Source organism: Tropicimonas sp. S265A, from assembly GCF_049800835.1.
Taxonomy (GTDB): Bacteria; Pseudomonadota; Alphaproteobacteria; order Rhodobacterales; family Rhodobacteraceae; genus Dinoroseobacter.
This window is the reverse complement of the sequence record NZ_JBNAFU010000002.1, coordinates 133,317-152,673: the sequence shown is the minus strand read 5'-3', so window position 1 is coordinate 152,673 and position 19,357 is coordinate 133,317. Positions and strand designations below refer to the sequence as shown.

The window sequence follows — 19,357 nt, the reverse complement described above, 5'->3', positions numbered from 1 at the left end:
GGTTCCCTAGAGCGCTTCAGCGCCCGAAATGATTTCGATAAGCTCGTTGGTGATGACGGCCTGACGTGAGCGGTTGAACTCGATCGTCAGCCTGTCGATCATGTCGCCCGCGTTCCGCGTTGCGTTGTCCATCGCGGACATCCGTGCCCCTTGCTCGGAGGCACCGTTTTCCAACAGAGCTGCAAAGATTTGCGTGGCTACTCCGCGCGGCAGCAGGTCGGCCAGAATGGCCTCTTCGGACGGCTCGTAGTCGTACAGCGTCGCATCCGCATCCTCACTCGCTTCGAAAGAGGCCGGGATGATCTGCTGTGCCGTCGGAATCTGGCTGATCACCGACTGGAAGCGGTTGAAGAAGATCGTCGCCACGTCGAACTCTTCCGCGTCAAAGCGGCTCAGAACGTCCGTCGCGATGTCTGCGGCGTTATCATAGCCCACGCGCTTGACCTCCGAGAGGTCTACGTGGCCGATGAAGTGTTCGCTCAGATCGCGCTTGAGCTGTTCGCGCCCCTTCTTGCCGACAGTCAGGATCTTGACCGTCTTGCCCTCGGCGAGAAGCTTCTCGGCATGGGCGCGGGCGAGCTTGGCAATCGACGAGTTGAACCCGCCGCACAGGCCCCGCTCGGCAGTCATCACCACTAACAGCTGAACTTGGTCGCTGCCGGTACCAACCAGCAGTTTCGGTCCGCTGTCACTGTCGCCTACCGACGCCGCAAGCCCCGCCATCACGGCGTTGAACCGCTCGGTATAGGGGCGCGAGGCCTCGGCCGCATCCTGGGCCCGCCGCAATTTCGCGGCGGCCACCATCTGCATGGCCTTCGTGATCTTGCGTGTGCTTTTGACACTCTCGATCCGATTCTTGAGGTCCTTGAGATTTGGCATGCTCAGGGCCCCTTACGCGAAGGTCGCGGCGAATTCGTCGAGCGCTGCGCGGATCTTGTCTTCGGCCTCACCCTTGATCTTGGGATCTTCCTTGGTGATGTAGTCCAGCACGTCCTTGTGCTTGCCGCGCAGATGCGCCAGCAGGCCTTGTTCGTAGCGTCCCACGTCCTTGACGTCGATCTTGTCGAGGTAGCCCTTGGTGCCTGCGAAGATGACACAGACAATCTCGGCGTTGGTCAGTGGCGCGTATTGCGGCTGTTTCATCAGTTCGGTCAGACGGGCACCACGGTTCAGCAACTGCTGGGTCGCGGCGTCAAGGTCGGATCCGAACTGCGCGAATGCAGCCATCTCGCGGTACTGGGCCAGTTCCAGCTTCACCGGGCCGGCGACAGACTTCATCGCGTTGGTCTGGGCAGAAGAGCCCACGCGCGACACGGACAGACCGGTGTTCACGGCCGGGCGGATGCCCTGGTAGAACAGTTCGGTTTCAAGGAAGATCTGGCCGTCGGTGATCGAGATCACGTTGGTCGGAATAAACGCAGACACGTCGCCGCCTTGCGTTTCGATGATCGGGAGTGCTGTCAGCGAGCCGTTGCCGGCATCGTCGCCCAGCTTCGCGGACCGCTCCAGCAGACGCGAGTGCAGGTAGAAAACGTCACCCGGGTACGCTTCGCGGCCGGGCGGACGGCGCAGCAGCAGCGACATCTGGCGATAGGACACGGCCTGCTTGGACAGGTCATCGTAAATGATCAGCGCATGGCGGCCGTTGTCGCGGAAGAACTCCGCCATGGAGGTCGCGGCATAAGGTGCCAGGAACTGCATCGGTGCGGGGTCGGACGCGGTTGCGGCCACGACGATCGAGTATTCGATCGCGCCGGTTTCTTCGAGCTTCTTGACCAGCTGCGCCACGGTGGAGCGCTTCTGACCAACAGCCACGTACACGCAGTAGAGCTTCTTGCTCTCATCGTCGCCCGCCGCGTCGTTGTAGGCCTTCTGGTTCAGGATCGCGTCCAGCGCCACGGCGGTCTTGCCGGTCTGACGGTCACCGATGATCAGTTCCCGCTGGCCACGGCCGATCGGGATCATCGCGTCCACTGATTTCAGGCCTGTGGCCATCGGCTCGTGAACGGATTTACGCGGGATGATGCCCGGCGCCTTCACGTCCGCAACACTGCGCTCGGTCGCCTCGATCGGGCCCTTGCCGTCGAGCGGGTTGCCCAGACCATCGACAACGCGGCCCAGCAGACCGTTGCCAACCGGCACGTCCACGATCGCGTTGGTGCGCTTGACCGTGTCGCCTTCCTTGATGTCGCGGTCGGAGCCGAAGATCACGACACCGACGTTGTCGACTTCGAGGTTCAGCGCCATGCCCCGGACGCCACCGGGGAATTCAACCATCTCGCCAGCCTGCACATTGTCCAGGCCATGCACACGGGCAATGCCGTCCCCGACGCTGAGCACACGGCCCACCTCGGCAACTTCAGCCTCCTGGCCAAAGTTCTTGATCTGCTCCTTGAGGATCGCAGAGATTTCGGCTGCTTGGATACCCATTACCCGACCTCTTTCATAGTGTTCTGGAGTGCATCGAGCTTCGAACGGATCGACGTGTCGATCATTTTCGAGCCCATTTTAACGACAAGACCGCCAATGAGGCTTTCATCGACGGTCGCTTTGACTTTCACGGTTTTCTTGGCGCTCTCGCCCAGCACTGTGGTCAACTCTTTGAGCTGCGCATCGCTGAGCGGCTTGGCGGAGACGACGTCCGCTGTCACTTCGCCCTTGGCGTCCGCGATGCGGGCGCGCAGGCTCGACACCAGTTGCGGCAGTACGAACAGGCGACGTTTTTGCGCCATCAGTTCCAGCGCGTTTGCGAACGCTGGCATCAGGCCCAGCTTCGCAGCCACGGCCTTGATCGCGCCGGCTTGCTCTTCGCGGGAATAGACAGGGGACGAGATCAGGTCCCGGAAGTCGGCACTGTCGGCCAGCGCGGCCTCCAGCAGGTCGGTGCCGGTTTCAAGCTCGGCTAGCTTTTTGTCTTCGTTGGCCAGTTCAAAAATCGCTGTAGCATAACGATCAGCGATACCGGAGGAGATCGAAACTGAGTCTGACACGTCCACCCTTCCGCAGTTTAGCCGAGCCAAAGGAGGTCTTTGGCTTCGGCACCCACAGGAGCCTGCTTTCGCAAATTCCCAAAATTCTCGGCGGATTTAGCAGACAGCCCCCACCGCCGCAACAACCTTAAAGTCTGTGATCACTAAGAAAAATACCGCGATTACAGGTGCTTGTCCGGAACGCCGTCTGAGCGCGACACTTTGAAGCTTGGTGTTGAGCGATTATTTACGCCCCGTTAGCGCTAGAGCGGTGAATCGGAGCGACGCACAGTGCGTCCGGTGACGGGCTTGGCGCCTGGCGTCTGTATACCTTCCAAGACACGCAGCGGTCTGCGCACGACTTCCGGGGTCCCGGCGCGCGTCGGTTTGTAGACCTGCTTCGAAACCTCCAACAGAAACACGCCGCCGGACATGACGGCAGACATCTTTTGTCCCGATCGTTCCCACATCCCGTGCGATCGCAACCAGAACCTTTTCTCGGAAGGCGGCGCATAAAGCGCCGAAGCATGACGTTCGGGCACGAAGCCCTGCCGCTTGACCTGCGCCTCCAGTTGGCTGAGCGAATAGGGCCTGCCATAGCCAAACGGTGTACCGTCCCGCCGGGCCCACAGACCCGCACGATTAGGAACGATGAACACCCCTCGCCCGCCCGGACGCAACACCCGGTGCGCTTCCTCCAGAACGGCCGTGGGGTTTTCCGAGGTTTCCAGCCCGTGCAGGACAACCAGTTTGTCGACCGATCCGGTTTCCACCGGCCAATCCATCTCACTGCACAAGACGGACACATTAGGCATGCCCGCAGGCCAGTGCATCACCCCCTGCGGCCCGGGCATAAGACTGACAACGCGGCGTGCCTCGGCCAGGTAAGGCCGCATCAGTGGCACAGCGAAGCCAAAACCGAGAACCGTTTCGGAGGCAGCGTCCGGCCATAACTGCAACAGCGCCTGCCGGACAGCATCCTGCGCAGCGCGCCCCAGGCGCGTTCGGTAGTAGAATTGCCTCAGATCCAGCACATCGAGGTGCATCCGTGGGCCTCCCATGACGCGGCTACGATAGTCCTAGCGGAGGCCCGACGTGAAACCAACCCGCCCCGATGGCGCATTTTTGTTGCCGGTCGGAGCGTTTCGCCGTCCGCCCCATGACACATTGTGCAACGGGTGCGAACTTTCAACACGCGGCGGTGATCAGACCTTTTGTGCACATTTTTTAAGCACTAAGACTAAACGGCAACACGTAGCATAGCGGCCATGAGATTTAAGCAATGCCTGCGCCAGGCACCTGTAAACACTCACGAAAACCCGGGAGCCGCGTATCGACACCTTGATGGAACGCTGCCGCGCTTTGCGTCAAATGCCGGGAAATTGCACCATGCTGCACGGCTAGGCAGGCACAGGTCGCAGGGCGATCTTCGTCGGATTTAACCAAAAAACTCTTGAAGCGACGCAAATAACACCGAACTCTATTGAACAAGGGAAATGGTTGTTGTGGGCGCCCCGCCCTCGCCGACCCCAAAAATAAGGAGCTCCCGGGTGCCTTCGTTTTCAAACACTCTGGAACAGGCAATTCACACCGCGCTCGCCCAGGCAAATGCCCGTCGGCATGAGCTTGCAACTCTTGAGCATCTGCTGCTGGCTCTTCTCGACGAGCCGGATGCCGCGAAGGTGATGAAAGCCTGCAATGTCGATCTGGACGCCCTGCGCCAGACACTTGAGGCCTTTATCGAGGATGACCTGTCGACCCTCGTCACCGATGTCGAAGGCTCCGAAGCCGTGCCCACAGCGGCCTTCCAGCGCGTGATCCAGCGCGCTGCGATCCATGTGCAGTCTTCTGGACGGCAGGAAGTGACCGGGGCAAATGTGCTTGTCGCGATTTTCGCCGAGCGCGAGTCCAACGCAGCCTACTTCCTGCAGGAACAGGACATGACCCGGTATGACGCCGTGAACTTCATCGCGCACGGCGTCGCAAAGAACCCATCGTTTGGCGAAACGCGGCCCGTCACCGGCGCAAGCGACGCGGAAGAAGAGCAGAGCGCTGGGACGGACGCGGGCGGCGACGAGAAAGAGTCCGCACTGGCAAAATACTGCGTCGATCTGAACGCGAAGTCGCGCAAGGGCGACGTCGACCCGCTGATCGGGCGCGACGGCGAGGTGGAACGCTGTATCCAAGTGCTCTGCCGCCGTCGCAAGAACAACCCGCTTCTGGTGGGTGATCCGGGCGTGGGCAAAACGGCAATTGCCGAGGGTCTTGCGCGCAAGATTGTCGATGGTGAGACGCCCGAGGTTCTGTCCGGTGCCACGATCTACAGCCTGGACATGGGCGCACTTCTGGCAGGCACGCGGTATCGCGGTGATTTTGAGGAACGCCTCAAGGCCGTCGTGACCGAACTCGAAGATCACCCGGATGCGGTTCTGTTTATCGACGAGATTCACACGGTCATCGGTGCCGGTGCGACTTCGGGCGGCGCGATGGATGCGTCCAACCTTCTGAAGCCCGCGCTTCAGGGCGGTAAGCTGCGCTGCATGGGCTCCACGACCTACAAGGAGTTCCGCCAGCACTTCGAGAAGGACCGCGCGCTGAGCCGCCGGTTCCAGAAAATAGACGTGAGCGAACCGACCGTCGAAGACGCCGTCAAGATCCTCAAAGGGCTCAAGCCGTATTTCGAGGATCACCATGCCATCAAGTACACCTCCGACGCGATCAAGACTGCGGTGGAATTGTCGGCGCGCTACATCAACGACCGAAAACTGCCGGACAAGGCCATCGACGTGATCGACGAGGCCGGCGCCGCCCAGCATCTGGTTGCGGAATCCAAGCGCCGCAAAACCATCGGCGCAAAGGAGATCGAGGCCGTGGTTGCCAAGATCGCCCGCATCCCGCCCAAGAACGTCTCCAAGGACGATGCAGAGGTGCTCAAGGATCTGGAGAAGTCGCTCAAACGCGTCGTCTTCGGCCAGGACCCGGCCATCGACGCCTTGTCGTCTGCGATCAAGCTGGCACGTGCTGGCCTGCGGGAGCCCGAGAAACCCATCGGCAACTACCTGTTCGCGGGCCCGACCGGTGTCGGTAAAACCGAAGTGGCCAAGCAGCTTGCCAGCACACTGGGTGTGGAGCTGCTGCGCTTCGACATGTCCGAGTACATGGAAAAGCACGCAGTAAGCCGTCTGATTGGCGCACCTCCGGGCTATGTCGGCTTTGACCAGGGCGGTCTTCTGACCGATGGCGTGGACCAGCACCCGCATTGCGTGTTGCTTCTCGACGAGATGGAAAAAGCGCACCCGGATGTCTACAACATCCTGCTGCAGGTGATGGACCACGGCACGCTGACCGACCACAACGGGCGTACGGTGGATTTCCGCAACGTGATCCTGATCATGACATCCAACGCCGGGGCTGCCGAACAGGCCAAAGCCGCAATCGGCTTCGGGCGCGACCGCCGCGAAGGCGAGGACACCGCCGCGATCGAGCGGACGTTCACGCCGGAGTTCCGCAACCGTCTGGACGCGGTGATCAGTTTCGCGCCGCTGCCCAAAGAGGTCATCAACCAGGTGGTCGAGAAGTTCGTACTGCAACTCGAAGCTCAGCTTCTGGATCGCAACGTGACCATCGAACTGACCCCCGAAGCGGCCGAATTGCTGGGCGATCTGGGGTACGACGACAAGATGGGCGCCCGCCCACTTGGGCGCGTCATTCAGGAGCGGATCAAGAAGCCACTGGCCGAGGAACTGCTGTTCGGCAAGCTCGCAAAGGGCGGCGTGGTCCGGGTAGCGGTCAAGGACGGCGACATCGACCTGCAGATCGAAAGCATGGGCGCGCCGCGCATCAGTACCAAGAAGCCACCGCTTCTGACAGCCGACTGATCGGCCCCAAAAACGAGTATCAGACGCCCGCCCCACCGGCGGGCGTTTTCTTTTGCGCGCTACTTCTCGGTGAACTTCAATTCGATCCGTCGATTCTGCGCGCGGGCTTCGGGTGTGTCGGCGGTATTGACAGGCTGGAATTCCCCAAAGCCCGTGGGGGCCAACCGATCCGGTGGCAGGCCAAGATCGTCGATCATGAACTCCACCACAGACAGCGCCCGGCCCTGGCTCAGTTCCCAGTTGTTGGAATACTTGCCCCCCGCCGTGACAGGTACGTTGTCCGTGTGCCCGTCCACGCGCAACACCCAGTCAATACCATCCGGGATCTGATCCGCGACGGAGATCAGGATCTCGGCCACTTTCGCGACCTCCTCCTGCCCCTGCGGGCTCAGCGCGACCGCTCCCGTTTCGAACAGCACGGAGGAGGCAAAGACAAACCTGTCCCCCTCGATCCGAACGCCTTCCTGGTCTCCCAACAAGTCGCGCAACTGGCGGAAGAACTCAGACTGGTACTGCGCAAGGTCCTGCGCCTCCGCCTCAAGACGCCGGGCTTCTTCCTCAAGGCGCAGGCGCTCGGCTTCTTCGAGGTCGGCCCGGCGGCGCTGTTCGGACGCCACCTGCGCCAGCGCGGTGTTGAGCCTGTTGCCAAGCGACTGCAACTGGATCTGGGCTTCCTCGTCGCGCGCCTCAGCAGCGGCCAGCAATCCTTCGAGCGATCCGAGTTGCTGGCGCAACGCCGCCACCTGTTCATTCAGCAGTGCAACGCGCCGGGCCTCCGCTGCGGTCTGCGCTTGCGCCGCGCTGAGTTCGGTTTCCGCGACGGCCAACAACGCGCGATCGCGCTCCGCTTCGGTCAACTCGGCGGACAGGGTTTCAAGCTCGGCATCGCGCTCCGCCACGGCAGCCTCTGCCGCCGCCAAGAGCGTCAGGGTTTCTTCGGCCTCGCGGCGGCGCTCCTCCAGTGCCAGCGTCATGGCCGTGAGTTCCGCATCGGCGTTCTCGAGCCGGGTTCGCAAGGCCTCGGCTGCCGCCAGTTCGGCAAGGCGCGCCACCTCCGCCTCGCTCAACGCGCCTTCCGTGTCAGCCAGACGCGCGCGCAGTGCTTCGGCAGCGGCCAGCTCGGCCAAGCGTGTGGCCTCCAGATCCTCAAGCGCAGCCTCGCGCTCCGCAAGCGTCTCCGACAATTCGGTTTCCGCCACCTGCGCGCGCTCCAGCGACGCGAGCAGATCGGCAAGCCGGGTCTCCTGTGCCGCCCCTTCGGTGCGCAAATCCGCCACCAGCGCGTCCAGCGCATCGGCGCGGGCCGCCGCCAGCCGGGCCGTTTCGGTCTGGACATCAATCTCTTCACGCAGCGTGGCAAGGGTCAGGTTCAGTGCCTCTGCCTCACTCAGCGCTTGGTCACGCGCCGCCTCCACCTCGGCCAGTGTGGCGCGCAGGCCGGCAGCTTCGCCCTCTGCGCTGGACAAGCCGGCGCTCAGATCGGCGTTCTGTGACAGCAAAGCCGCCACCCGGTCCTCGAAAGCGGTGATCTCCGCGTCCCGCGCGGCAAGCGTCGCCTCCGCGGTATCGATGCGCTGGGTCAGCGTTGCAATCAACGCGGACTGCGCCAGAGCCTGCGCTTCGGCATCCTCCAGCGTCGCGGTGACCTGGCCCAGATTCTCGGCCAACTCTGCGGACCGCACGCGCTCCAGTCCCAGCGCATTGGCCAGATCCGACAACTGCCCGGTCAGACTGTCCAGTTCCGTGTCCTGATCGAGGATGCGTTCAGCCAGAACGGACTGCACCACCATGAAGATCGTCAGCACGAACATCAGCACCAGCAACAGCGCGGTCATGGCATCGACGAAGCCGGGCCAGATATTGCCCGTCGCCCGTTGGGTGAACCTGCGCGACAAGGCCATGGTTTACTCCGGCTCGCGGCGCTGGCTTTGCATGCTGCCCGTGGCGGGATCGAAATCGTCATGCATGACCGTGCGCAGCGCTTCGGCGGCGATGGCCGCGGGGTCCGTCGCCCCGGCGCGCGCAGCCTGCTTGATTGTCATGTTCAAGGCAGCCAGATCGCCGCGGAGCTCCGAAATAGCCTCCTGCCGCCCGGCGGCCATATCCTCAAGAATGCGGAGCAGTTGCACATCGATGGACCGCAGGCGCATCTTGCTTTCGGCATCGATCCCGTGATCGGCCGTTGCGCCAGCCGTGATCTGCCGTTCCAGCAGGGCGGCCACACGCTCCTGCACCTCGGCACTGCGCGCCTGCCCTTCGATGATCCGCGTTTGGCCGGCGGCGACCTGCCCCAAAGCCTCCACCGCCGCATCGTTGCGTTGCAGTTGCCCGGTCAGCGCGGTCACCGACTGGGCCACACCGGTCAATCGGACATCCAATCGCTCGGCCCGCTCGTCAGCCTGTACGAACAGGTCCTGCAAGGACTCGATCTGGGCCACCATGTGATCCAGCACCTGCGCAACCACATCCATGTCAAAGCCGCCACCTTCGACCTCGGAACTGGCGAACCCGACCTTTGTGATGGTCGAAAGCCATTCCTCCAACTCGCGGTAGAACCGGTTCTGACCGTGGCCCACAAAGAGCTCCAGCAGTCCGACGACAAGCGACCCCGCAAGACCGAGAAGAGAGGAAGCGAACGCCGTGCCCATGCCGCCGAGCTGCGTCTCTAGCCCACCCATCAGGCGGCTGAACACATCCACGCCCGCCTCGCCTTCGGCCGGATCGAGCGAGCGAATGGTTTCCACCACCGCGGGAACCGTCGTGGCCAGACCGTAGAACGTGCCCAGCAGGCCCAGAAAGATCAGCAGGTTGACGATGTAGCGGGTGATATCGCGCGCCTCGTCCAGTCTCGCCGCGACCGAGTCGAGGATGGAGCGGGACGAATTGGCGCTCAGCTGCATCCGCGCCTTGCGGGACCCGAGCAAACCGGCGAGAGAGGCAACCAGTCGCGGGGCCGTTTCCCGCGTGCGCGCCGGGTCGCCATTGGCAAAGCCCTCGATCCAGCGCACGGCGGCGATCAGCGACACGATCTGCCAGACGCAGGCCAGCACGCCCGCGACGAAAACCGCGCCGATCACGCCGTTCAGATAGGGGTTCGCCGCAAAGATCGGCGCGACACGCGGATAGGCAAGCCAGGCACCGACACCGACCAGCGCCAGCACAACGATCATCATGATCACCTGCTGGACGGGCCGCGCGAAAGACGGCCTGATATGTTGGGCGGTTCTGCTCATGCCTGTGCGCCTCTTGTCGCGTTTTCGTGGTCACGATAGGGGCTTATGAGGACCTTGCAAAGCATCGTGTGCGCGGTGTCAGGTCGTCAGCGCTCGCACGCGCGCCGCAAGCCATGCCAGATCGGCATCCTCAAGTCCGATCTCGCGCAGATGGCTTTCGGTGTTCCACAGGTACTCGGTGTTCGGGCCACGCCCGCCAATCGCCCGGGCGATGATCTGTGCCTGTTCTTCCAGCGGCAGGTTCCCGCAATATTGCACATGGGCGCGGTCCACCACGTAGGTTACCGCCGCAACCCGCCGCCCATCCCGCAGGTCCACCTCGTGCGCGGCCTCCAGATAGGCGGAGGAGACAAGCTCCCGCTCCCGCAGGGCGGCGATGGTCGCAGCTTCCTGCCCCGGTTCCACACGAAAGGCCACGCCATCGCAATGCAGCGTCTCGGCCGCATCCAGCGCCAAGACCAGCCCCGGGTCCGTCTCGGTGCCCCGATGGTGGATCGATCGCATGCAGAACGACCGGTGAAACCCCAGCAGGCGGGCGACTGCCCGCTCGGCGACCGGAAACTCCGGGTTCCAGATCAGCGATCCGTATCCGAAAACCCAAAGGGGGTCTGGCAAGTGCTGGTTCTCAATCATCGGCGGGGTTAAACACGACCCGACACGCGGGGGAAAGGGAAAACCGATGCGGTTTATCATAGGGTTTGCGCTGGTGGCGGCGCTGGCATGGGCCGGGTACTGGTGGATCGGCGCGCGTGGGATGGAGGCCGCGTTTACAGGCTGGTTCGACGCGCGCGAGGCCGAGGGCTGGCAGGCCGAGGTCAGCGCCCTGGAGGTCAACGGGTTTCCGAACCGGTTCGACACGGTGCTGACCGAACCGCGCCTGGCGGACCCGGGAACAGGGCTCGGATGGCAGGCGCCGTTCCTTCAGTTTCTATCCCTCAGCTATCGCCCCACACAGGTCATTGCCGCATTCCCGCAAACCCAGACCGTCCTGACGCCGGTGGGCGACTACACGCTGGAGACGACCGAGATGCAGGCGTCACTGTTTCTGGGGGCAAGCACGCGCCTGCCGCTGCACCGCACGACCCTTGTTGCGCAGGCCCCGGTTCTGCGGGCCGATGACTGGCAGGCCCAGGCAGATACCTACCGCATGGCCATGTACGAAACCGAAGGGGGTGTGAACACCTACGATCTGGGGCTTGAAATGACCGCCCTTGTTCTGCCCGAAGCCCTCCAGGCACGGGTGGATCCTGCCGACCTGCTGCCCGCCGCGCTCGATGTCCTGCGTCTCGACGCGCAGGTGGCGTTCGACGCGCAATGGGATATCGGCGCGTTGGAAACAGCGCGCCCCCAGCCCACCCGGATCGCCCTGCGCGAGGCCCGTGGGCAATGGGGCGACGTGATGCTGCGCGCTACCGGAACGCTTGAGATGGACGCGCGCGGCATGCCCACCGGCAAGATCGATGTGAAAGCTGCCAACTGGCGCACCATGCTGGCCGTCGCCAGACGCAGCGGTGCACTGCCCGAAAGCGTCGCCGACCTGATGGAGCGCGGGCTGGAGGGCTTGTCGCGCCTCTCGGGCCGGTCCGACACTCTGGACGTGCCGTTGACCTTCGACCGGGGGTCGGTGCGGATCGGCTTCATCCCCCTTGGCCAGACAGGACCGATCCGCCTGCGCTAGCGGCAATAGGGCCCGGACCGATAGCTTGCCGTGTCAAAATGGAAATGGTCGCGGTGATACCGGTCGGCGTTCGGGCCAAGCACCGTGCCGAAAGGTCCGCACGCAGCCTTGTGCGCCTGTTTCAGAACACGACCCTTGCGGCGCGTGTTCCAGTCATCGAGCACGCTCAGGCTGTCGCCGTTCTTGAGCCGGATCGCGGCGATATCAATCGCCTTGCCCTTGCCATGCTCAGAGATGCGCGCGCCGGTCTTGTTGTTCCGCGTCCGGCAACTGTAATGAGCGACAACCCGCAGGCTTTCCACCCCGCCGCCCATATGGCCGACCGCGGGTTTGAGCCCGCGTTCCACCCATGTGGACAGGGCTTGCGCGGTTTCGCAGGTGATCGAGGCGCCCTGGCTCAGGCGCACACCGGCCACTTCTGTGATCTGGACCGGGTTACGCACGCCGCACCCCGGCAGACGCCCTGGGATGCGCGCTATGGCGCGTCCACGAATGTCGCGGCGCCCACAGACTGCACCCATCTGTGCTGGCGTCGCAGGGGGGCGGGTGATCTGCGTGGCCGCCGTGTCGCGCGGCACACGTCTGGCGGGACGCGGCTCGGGTCGGGTGCCCCCGCCAAAAAACACCGCGATGCGCCCCGACGGTGTGCGCGCCGAAGGTACAAACTGCACGAACCCTTCCGGTGTCTTGACGATGGCGGTGGGCGTTGGACGCGGCTCCGGTCGCGGGGAGCGGTCAGGCGCCGCGTTCAGCGGCGCGGCCAGAAGTGTCGCCAGAACCAGTGCGACACCGGCCCGGATCACGACCCGGCCTTCGCCTTGACCCGCCCGAAATCCGGGGCATCCGTATCCTGCCCCGCATCGATGATGCCGCGCCGGATGCCGCGCGTGCGGGTGAAGTAATCATGCAGATGATCGCCATCCTCGGTCCGGATCGCCCGCTGCAGGGCGAACAGTTCCTCGGTAAAGCGCCCCAGGATTTCCAACGTTGCCGCCTTGTTGCTCAGGAACACATCGCGCCACATCGTCGGATCCGAGGCCGCGATCCGCGTGAAATCACGGAAACCTGCGGCCGAATACTTGATGACCTCGCTATCGGTCACCCGGCGCAGGTCATCGGCCACGCCAACCATTGTATAGGCGATCAGGTGCGGGGCATGACTGGTCACCGCCAGCACGAGGTCGTGATGTGCAGGGTCCATGACATCGACGTTTGACCCAAGGCCGCGCCAGAACCGGGTCAGCTTTTCAACCTCCTCCGGGGCGCTGCCGTCCACAGGCACAAGGATGCACCACTTGTTGTCGAACAGCTCCGCGAAACCCGACCTAGGTCCCGAATGCTCGGTCCCGGCCAGCGGATGACCCGGAATGAAATGCACGTTGTCCGGCAGGTGCGGCGCGACATCGGCGATCACCGCCTGCTTGACCGACCCGACGTCGGTGACCACTGCACCCGGCTTCAATGCCGGCGCAATCTCGGCAGCCACGGCCGCCATGGCCCCAACGGGCACGGCCAGCACCACCAGATCGGCATCGGCGCAAGCCACAGCGGCGCTGTCGCACACCTGGTCGACCAAGCCGATCTCTTCGGCGACGGCCCGCGTCTCGGCGGAGCGCGCGTATCCGCTGATCGTCTCTGCCAGCCCGGCGCGGCGCATCGCGTGGGCCATCGAGCCTGCGATCAGCCCCAGCCCGATCAACGCCACCTTGGAATAAATCACGCCGCTCATGCCGCCTGCGCCTTGAACGCCGCCACGCCAGAAACCAACGCGCGGCAGCCGTCGGGATCTCCGACCGTCATGCGCAGCGCCGTCGGCAGCTTGTAACCCGCCACGCGGCGCACGATGATCCCGCGCGCCTTCAGGAACTCGTCACACGCCTCGGCTTCGGCTTGGGACCCGAACCGGGCCAACACGAAGTTCGCCGATGAGGTGTCCGATGGCACGCCAAGCTGCGCCAGCTCGCTCGCAAGCCACGCGCGCCATTTGGCATTCTCGGCCCCGCATTTGGCAGTGTAGCCGGTGTCGCGCACCGCGGCCTCCGCCGCTGCCAGCGCACCTGTGGACAGGTTGAATGGCCCGCGCACCCGGTTCAATACATCGATGATCTCGCGCGGGCCGTAGCCCCAGCCCACGCGCAGCGCGCCAAGCCCGTAGATCTTGGAAAAGGTCCGCGTCATCACCACGTTCTCGCGCGCCTCGATCAGGGCATGGCCAGCATCGTAGCCCGGCACGTATTCCGCATAGGCGCCATCCAGGACAAGGATCGCGCCCTCGGGCAACCCGTCGGCGAGCCGTGCGAGTTCGTTCCCGCCGATCATTGTGCCGGTGGGGTTGTTCGGATTGGCGACGAACACCAGCTTGGTGCGGTCGGTGCAGCCCGCAAGGATCGCATCCACATCCGTTGCGCGGTCACGCTCGGGCACCTCCACCGGGGTCGCCCCGGCGGCCAGCGTGCTGATCCGATACATCGCGAACCCGTGTTCGGTGTGGATCACCTCATCGCCCGGGCCCGCATAGGCCTGACACAGAAACGCGATGATCTCGTCCGATCCTGCCCCACAGATCACCCGATCGGCGTCCAGCCCGTAGACCTCGGCAATCGCGCCGCGCAGCCTTGCATGGTCGGACGACGGATACCGGTGCAGTGCGCCCGCCGCATCGCGATAGGCCGCGACCGCAGCCGGGCTTGGCCCCAACGGGTTCTCGTTCGAGCTGAGTTTCAGAACCTTCTCCACCCCGTCCACATGGCTCGCCCCGCCCTGATAGAGCGCGATGTTCATGATGCCGGGTTGTGGCTTGATGCGGGTCATGTCTGGTCCTGCCATATTTCAGGCTGTTGTAAGGGCACAAAAAAGGCCGCGCAATTCCTCGCGCGGCCCAAATATCAGCGATTGCGCGAAACCGGTTAGTTCTGCGCGTAATATTCGATGACGAGGTTCGGTTCCATCATCACAGGGTACGGAACATCCGAGAACCCGGGCGTACGCACGAAGGTGGCTTTCATCTTCGAATGGTCCGCTTCGATGTATTCCGGCACGTCACGCTCGGGCAGCTGTGTCGCTTCGAGCAACACGGCCAACTGCTTGGAGCTGTCACGAACCTCAACAACGTCGCCTTCCTTGACGCGGTAGGACGGGATGTTGACCCGCTCGCCGTTCACGGTGACGTGGCCGTGGTTCACGAACTGACGTGCGGCAAAGATCGTCGCGACGAACTTGGCGCGGTAGACCACGGCGTCCAGACGGCGCTCCAGCAGGCCCACCAAGTTCTCGCCCGTGTCGCCCTTGATCCGCTCTGCTTCGGCAAAGATGCGGCGGAACTGCTTTTCGGTCAGGTCGCCATAGTAGCCCTTGAGCTTCTGCTTGGCGCGCAACTGAAGGCCGAAGTCGGACATCTTCTGCTTGCGGCGCTGGCCATGCTGGCCGGGCCCGTATTCGCGGCGGTTGAGGGGCGATTTCGGACGGCCCCAGATGTTCTCGCCCATCCGGCGGTCGATTTTGTACTTGGCAGACGTGCGTTTGGTCACGGCTGTTCTCCTTCTGAGTGGCGCGCCACAGGCACGCGATGAAGGGCGTTGTCCTTTGGGTGTTTCCACCCCGACAGGCATCCCCTCGCGGGGGCCACCAACACCAATGAATGGCGCGCTTATACGCATGCGCCGAACAGTGTCAACGCCCCAGCGCCCGATACTGCGGAAACGCTGCCCGGGCGCTGTCCCGCGCACGGCCTCGTCGGCACCCGGGACCGGATGGACGATAGGCTTTCGCGGGTTTGCCTTTTGCACCTGCTTCGCGAGCATGGTCAGATGCCTGAACCGCGACCCAACCCGAGGACGTCCCCTGATGCGCATCGTTGATATTTGCGAAGTTACCAAGCCGATCTCGTCGCCCATTCGCAACGCCTACATCGATTTCTCCGGGATGACTGCGAGCCTTGTCGCCGTGGTCACGGACGTGGAACGGGACGGACGCCGGGTGGTGGGCTACGGTTTCAATTCCAATGGCCGCTATGGTCAGGGTGGGCTGATCCGGGAACGGTTCCGCAACCGGGTTCTGAGCGCGGACCCGGCATCGCTGATCGATGACGCGGGGACAAACCTCGACCCGCACAGGGTCTGGGCCGCGATGATGCTGAACGAGAAACCAGGCGGGCATGGCGAACGCTCCGTCGCCGTTGGCACCATCGACATGGCCGTCTGGGATGCGGTGGCCAAGATTGCGGGCCAGCCGCTGTTCCGGCTGCTGGCCGAGCGCAAGGGCGTCACCGCAAATCCGCGCGTCTTCGTTTACGCGGCGGGTGGCTACTACTACCCCGGCAAGGATGACAGCGCGCTCCGGCAGGAGATGCGCAGCTATCTCGACCGCGGCTACACGGTGGTGAAGATGAAGATCGGCGGAGCATCGCTGGCCGACGATCAGCGCAGGATCGAGGCCGTTCTGTCCGAGATCGGCAGCGAGGCGCAACTGGCCGTCGATGCCAACGGACGGTTCGATCTGGAAACCGCGATCGCCTACGCCAAGATGCTGCGGGAGTATCCGCTCTTCTGGTACGAGGAGGCCGGCGATCCGCTCGATTTCCAGCTTCAGGCGGCACTGGCGGAGTTCTACCCGGCCCCGATGGCGACGGGCGAGAACCTGTTCTCGCATCAGGACGCCCGCAACCTGCTGCGCTATGGCGGCATGCGCCCGGACCGCGACTGGCTGCAATTCGACTGCGCGCTGTCCTACGGGCTTGTGGAGTACATGCGCACGCTGGATGTTCTGGCGGAGATGGGGTGGTCCCAGTCCCGCTGCATTCCCCATGGCGGGCACCAGATGTCGCTGAACATCGCCGCCGGGTTGGGCTTGGGCGGTAACGAAAGCTATCCCGACCTCTTCCAGCCCTACGGCGGCTTCCCGGATGGCGTGGCGGTCGAGGACGGCCATATCACCATGCCCGACCTGCCCGGCATCGGGTTCGAGGGCAAATCGGACCTGATCGCGGTGATGCGCGACCTCGCTGCGTGACGCCGACCAAGAAAAACGCCCCGCGCAGGAAGGATCGCGGGGCGTCTCTGTCAGGCCTTCGGTGTCAGAGGATCCGGCAGACCTGTTTCGGGTCGCGCTTGCGGTCAAAACGCCACGTGACGCGCCCCATCTCCTGTTCGGCAAAGAACTGACCGATGGAGATCATGTTGCCCGGTCGCGCCTTGCCCAGGTTCTTGACGATGAACCGGCACTGCATTCGCGCCTTGGCGGGCATCAGCACATCCGGAATGACCATCCGCCCCCCGGTGGGCAGTGGCAGATGCATCAGCGCATCATCGTCGATCTGGATCGGATCGACATTCAGCGCATCGGCAAAGAACTTCGCAACCGCGCGTGGCAGCTCCAGCGTGACCTCCACCTCGCGGGGGAGCCGACGATCGATCACGAAGTCGAAAGCCCGGCGCCGGTCGGGGAAGTTCGCGATAAGGAACGGCAAGGCCGCAGGGTCCGCAGACGGATCTTCGATGTCATCGACCACGTTGAAATTCCGCCACGTGACGTTGTTCTGATTGCGGATGAAGCTGCGGAACCCGTCCCAGTCGGTGGGCGAGGGCAGAACCGGCGCGGGATCGGCGGCATGGTTCAGCACGCCCACGTAGCAATAATGCCCCTCACCGGGGATATCCGCCTCCGCCCAGGTCAGCGGGTCGGCCACCACCAGCGTGTCGCCCATCGGCACATCCACCGGATCGGTCGTGCCGATCAGCGTCCACATGTCCGGCGTCACGAGGGTCGAGACCTCCGACCAGTAGACATCCGCCGTGACGGCGTTCGCGTTGGACAGTCCGCGGTTCTTCATCCGGACATAGATGAAGTTGTCCTGCCCGGCCTCAACGGCGTAACCAAGGCTGCTGGAGTTTTCGGTCCCAGAGCCTTCGCCAAAGGCGGCATCCCCATCGGCAAGCTCAAAGGGCCGGGTGATGATGTCTGGGCTGGCGCTGATGCCGCCGCTTGTCGGGACGGTGCCGTCATCGCCGACATTGTCACGCAGATAGACATCCGGGCTCATGCCCATGGTATCCTCGATGATCGCGCGCAAATCGGGCATCACCCCGATATTGCCAGCCAGCCCCGGCCCCTGCGGCGTGCCGGTCGCCGGGTTGGACAGGATCGCGCGCATCTGGCTGGGGCTCAGCCGCCCGCCTGTCGTGGCCTCGTGCATCCCCTGAAGGATCAGCGCCGCCCCCGCAACCTGCGGTGTCGCAGCGGAGGTGTTCTGGAAGTCATTGGCATACTCCGAGTCCACACCCGTACCCGGATCCAGCGTGCCATACCCGGTCGTCACGACCCCGTCGCCCCAGGCATAGCAATCCACCCGCGCGCCAAAGCACGAATTGGGGTCACGGTCGTGGGGCAGCGCGCTCTCGGCTGCGCCCACCATGATCGCCCCGCTGTCTCGGAACGCAGGCGAGGTCGGGTTCAACACCGTCTGCCCGCCGGAGGTTGCCGTATCGAGGTTGGCATTGCCATTGCCCGCCGCCGAACACACGATAATCCCCAGTGCAGAGGCAAGACGCACAGCGTCGAACACATCATCAACCAGTTCGGAAGGGCGGAAATTTGTCTGCACCTCCAGCAGCATCACGTCGCCGGGGTTCATCACCGCAACGGCTGCCAGTGCCGCGTCCGCGATAAACCCGCTACCCAGTGCCGAATCCCAATGGCTGGTGCAACGGACCGGACCGGCATCCGGTGCCATGCCGATCACGCCAACCGTATTGTCCGTGGCCACCATGACACCCAAAACCGCACAGCCGTGGTCAAAGCTTGATGCAAGGTTGTCGTTGAAGATCAAAGTGGGGGCCGCGTTCTGCAGATCCTCATGGGTCAGCAGCCACCCCTGTTCCAGATCGGTCACTGCCACTCCGGCACCGCAACTGTCCGGCTGGGTCCAGGCCCAGCGGGCATCCAACCCCTCGGGCGCGGCATCCAGGTAGCCCTGCTGGACGGCATAGGGATCGTTGTTGGGATTTGCAGCCGGATCGTCCGGGCGAATGTGCGGATAGGCCCGACGCACCCCCGGGACCACGCTCAGCGTCTTGACGACTTCGTCCAGACCGCGGTCACCCTTGCGCGCGTCCAGCAACCAGTATCCGGTCAGACTGCGCAGTGGCGGAAACGGGCTCTGCGCGGCCTTGGCCTCCATCTCCAGCAACTGCGCCGGCGAGACAGAGGTGATCATCCGACGCCCCTCATCGAGGTCCAGCGCGTCAATCGCGGTCAGAAGCTGGTCCATCCCGGTGATCCGCGCCAGATCGACCAGCGTTTGCGCCTTCAGCGCCTCTTCGGTGGACACATCGGTTTCCACGTAAACCACGACAAATCCGCTGCGGCGGTCCGGGGTCGGCTCGGGGTTGTCCTCCGGAATTGCAAGCCCGCCGATTTCGGGGCGCAGGGCCTCGGCAATCTCGGGGCGGGCCAGATCAATCCGGCGCGCTGGTTTCAGCATGTCGCGAACCAGGTCGAACGAAAAACGTCCTGTCGGCATTGTTTGTACCTCCTCAAATAAGACACGTGCTTGAAATACGTGACGGCAGTTTCGCAAAACCGCCGTCAGCCACGCGTCAAATT

15 protein-coding genes are annotated in these 19,357 nt (G+C 63.7%); 3 read left to right on the top strand and 12 right to left on the bottom strand.

Annotated elements, in window-relative coordinates; all coding sequences use genetic code 11:
• Positions 1 to 6 precede the first annotated feature (6 nt).
• The 4 genes from ACP15N_RS08315 to ACP15N_RS08300 all read right to left on the bottom strand — a co-directional run bounded on the left by ACP15N_RS08315 (position 7) and on the right by ACP15N_RS08300 (position 4,015).
• Positions 7 to 879, bottom strand: a complete 873-nt coding sequence (locus ACP15N_RS08315) for a F0F1 ATP synthase subunit gamma (protein ID WP_425091774.1) — start codon at positions 877 to 879, stop codon at positions 7 to 9.
• A 12-nt stretch (positions 880 to 891) separates the two neighbouring features.
• Positions 892 to 2,430, bottom strand: coding sequence for a F0F1 ATP synthase subunit alpha (gene atpA, locus ACP15N_RS08310; protein ID WP_425091773.1), 1,539 nt, complete (start codon positions 2,428 to 2,430; stop codon positions 892 to 894).
• Positions 2,430 to 2,996 (bottom strand): F0F1 ATP synthase subunit delta, encoded by a 567-nt coding sequence (locus ACP15N_RS08305; RefSeq protein WP_425091772.1) that lies wholly within the window; start codon positions 2,994 to 2,996, stop codon positions 2,430 to 2,432. Before ACP15N_RS08305 ends, atpA begins: the two co-directional genes overlap by 1 nt.
• Before the next feature lie 236 nt (positions 2,997 to 3,232).
• Positions 3,233 to 4,015 (bottom strand): class I SAM-dependent methyltransferase, encoded by a 783-nt coding sequence (locus ACP15N_RS08300; RefSeq protein ID WP_425091771.1) that lies wholly within the window; start codon positions 4,013 to 4,015, stop codon positions 3,233 to 3,235.
• Between the two features lie 504 nt (positions 4,016 to 4,519).
• On the opposite strand from ACP15N_RS08300, the gene clpA reads away from it, so the two are divergent.
• The gene (gene clpA, locus ACP15N_RS08295; RefSeq protein ID WP_425091770.1) at positions 4,520 to 6,847 is read left to right on the top strand and encodes an ATP-dependent Clp protease ATP-binding subunit ClpA; all 2,328 of its coding nucleotides are present in this window, start codon (positions 4,520 to 4,522) and stop codon (positions 6,845 to 6,847) included.
• 59 nt (positions 6,848 to 6,906) lie between these two features.
• Here the strand turns inward: clpA and ACP15N_RS08290 are convergent, their stop codons facing one another.
• The 3 genes from ACP15N_RS08290 to ACP15N_RS08280 all read right to left on the bottom strand — a co-directional run bounded on the left by ACP15N_RS08290 (position 6,907) and on the right by ACP15N_RS08280 (position 10,695).
• Positions 6,907 to 8,748 (bottom strand): peptidoglycan -binding protein, encoded by a 1,842-nt coding sequence (locus ACP15N_RS08290; protein ID WP_425091769.1) that lies wholly within the window; start codon positions 8,746 to 8,748, stop codon positions 6,907 to 6,909.
• Positions 8,749 to 8,751: 3 nt separating this feature from the next.
• A complete protein-coding gene (locus tag ACP15N_RS08285; protein WP_425091768.1) occupies positions 8,752 to 10,080 on the bottom strand; it encodes a biopolymer transporter ExbB in 1,329 nt (442 codons plus the stop codon).
• A 78-nt stretch (positions 10,081 to 10,158) separates the two neighbouring features.
• Positions 10,159 to 10,695 carry a gamma-glutamylcyclotransferase gene (locus ACP15N_RS08280; protein WP_425091767.1) on the bottom strand — a complete coding sequence of 179 codons (537 nt, stop codon included), beginning with the start codon at positions 10,693 to 10,695 and terminating at the stop codon, positions 10,159 to 10,161.
• A gap of 64 nt (positions 10,696 to 10,759) precedes the next feature.
• On the opposite strand from ACP15N_RS08280, the gene ACP15N_RS08275 reads away from it, so the two are divergent.
• Positions 10,760 to 11,758, top strand: coding sequence for a DUF2125 domain-containing protein (locus ACP15N_RS08275; RefSeq protein WP_425091766.1), 999 nt, complete (start codon positions 10,760 to 10,762; stop codon positions 11,756 to 11,758).
• Here ACP15N_RS08275 and ACP15N_RS08270 read toward each other — a convergent pair.
• The 4 genes from ACP15N_RS08270 to rpsD form a co-directional block, all read right to left on the bottom strand.
• Positions 11,755 to 12,561 carry an extensin family protein gene (locus ACP15N_RS08270; RefSeq protein ID WP_425091765.1) on the bottom strand — a complete coding sequence of 269 codons (807 nt, stop codon included), beginning with the start codon at positions 12,559 to 12,561 and terminating at the stop codon, positions 11,755 to 11,757. The two genes, ACP15N_RS08275 and ACP15N_RS08270, sit on opposite strands and share 4 nt — an antisense overlap.
• Positions 12,558 to 13,487 carry a prephenate/arogenate dehydrogenase family protein gene (locus tag ACP15N_RS08265; RefSeq protein WP_425091764.1) on the bottom strand — a complete coding sequence of 310 codons (930 nt, stop codon included), beginning with the start codon at positions 13,485 to 13,487 and terminating at the stop codon, positions 12,558 to 12,560. The genes ACP15N_RS08270 and ACP15N_RS08265 overlap by 4 nt, the downstream gene beginning before the upstream one ends.
• The gene (hisC, locus tag ACP15N_RS08260) at positions 13,484 to 14,569 is read right to left on the bottom strand and encodes a histidinol-phosphate transaminase (RefSeq protein ID WP_425091763.1); all 1,086 of its coding nucleotides are present in this window, start codon (positions 14,567 to 14,569) and stop codon (positions 13,484 to 13,486) included. The genes ACP15N_RS08265 and hisC overlap by 4 nt, the downstream gene beginning before the upstream one ends.
• A 95-nt stretch (positions 14,570 to 14,664) precedes the next feature.
• Complete coding sequence (rpsD, locus tag ACP15N_RS08255) at positions 14,665 to 15,285, bottom strand: 30S ribosomal protein S4 (RefSeq protein WP_425091762.1); 621 nt, start codon at positions 15,283 to 15,285, stop codon at positions 14,665 to 14,667.
• A 316-nt stretch (positions 15,286 to 15,601) separates the two neighbouring features.
• Between rpsD and ACP15N_RS08250 the strand changes: the two genes are divergently transcribed.
• Positions 15,602 to 16,765, top strand: coding sequence for a mandelate racemase/muconate lactonizing enzyme family protein (locus ACP15N_RS08250; RefSeq protein ID WP_425091761.1), 1,164 nt, complete (start codon positions 15,602 to 15,604; stop codon positions 16,763 to 16,765).
• Positions 16,766 to 16,829: 64 nt separating this feature from the next.
• On the opposite strand, the gene ACP15N_RS08245 is transcribed toward ACP15N_RS08250, so the two are convergent.
• Positions 16,830 to 19,274: a S8 family serine peptidase gene (locus ACP15N_RS08245; protein WP_425091760.1), complete on the bottom strand. Its 2,445-nt coding sequence runs from the start codon at positions 19,272 to 19,274 to the stop codon at positions 16,830 to 16,832.
• Positions 19,275 to 19,357: the final 83 nt, after the last annotated feature.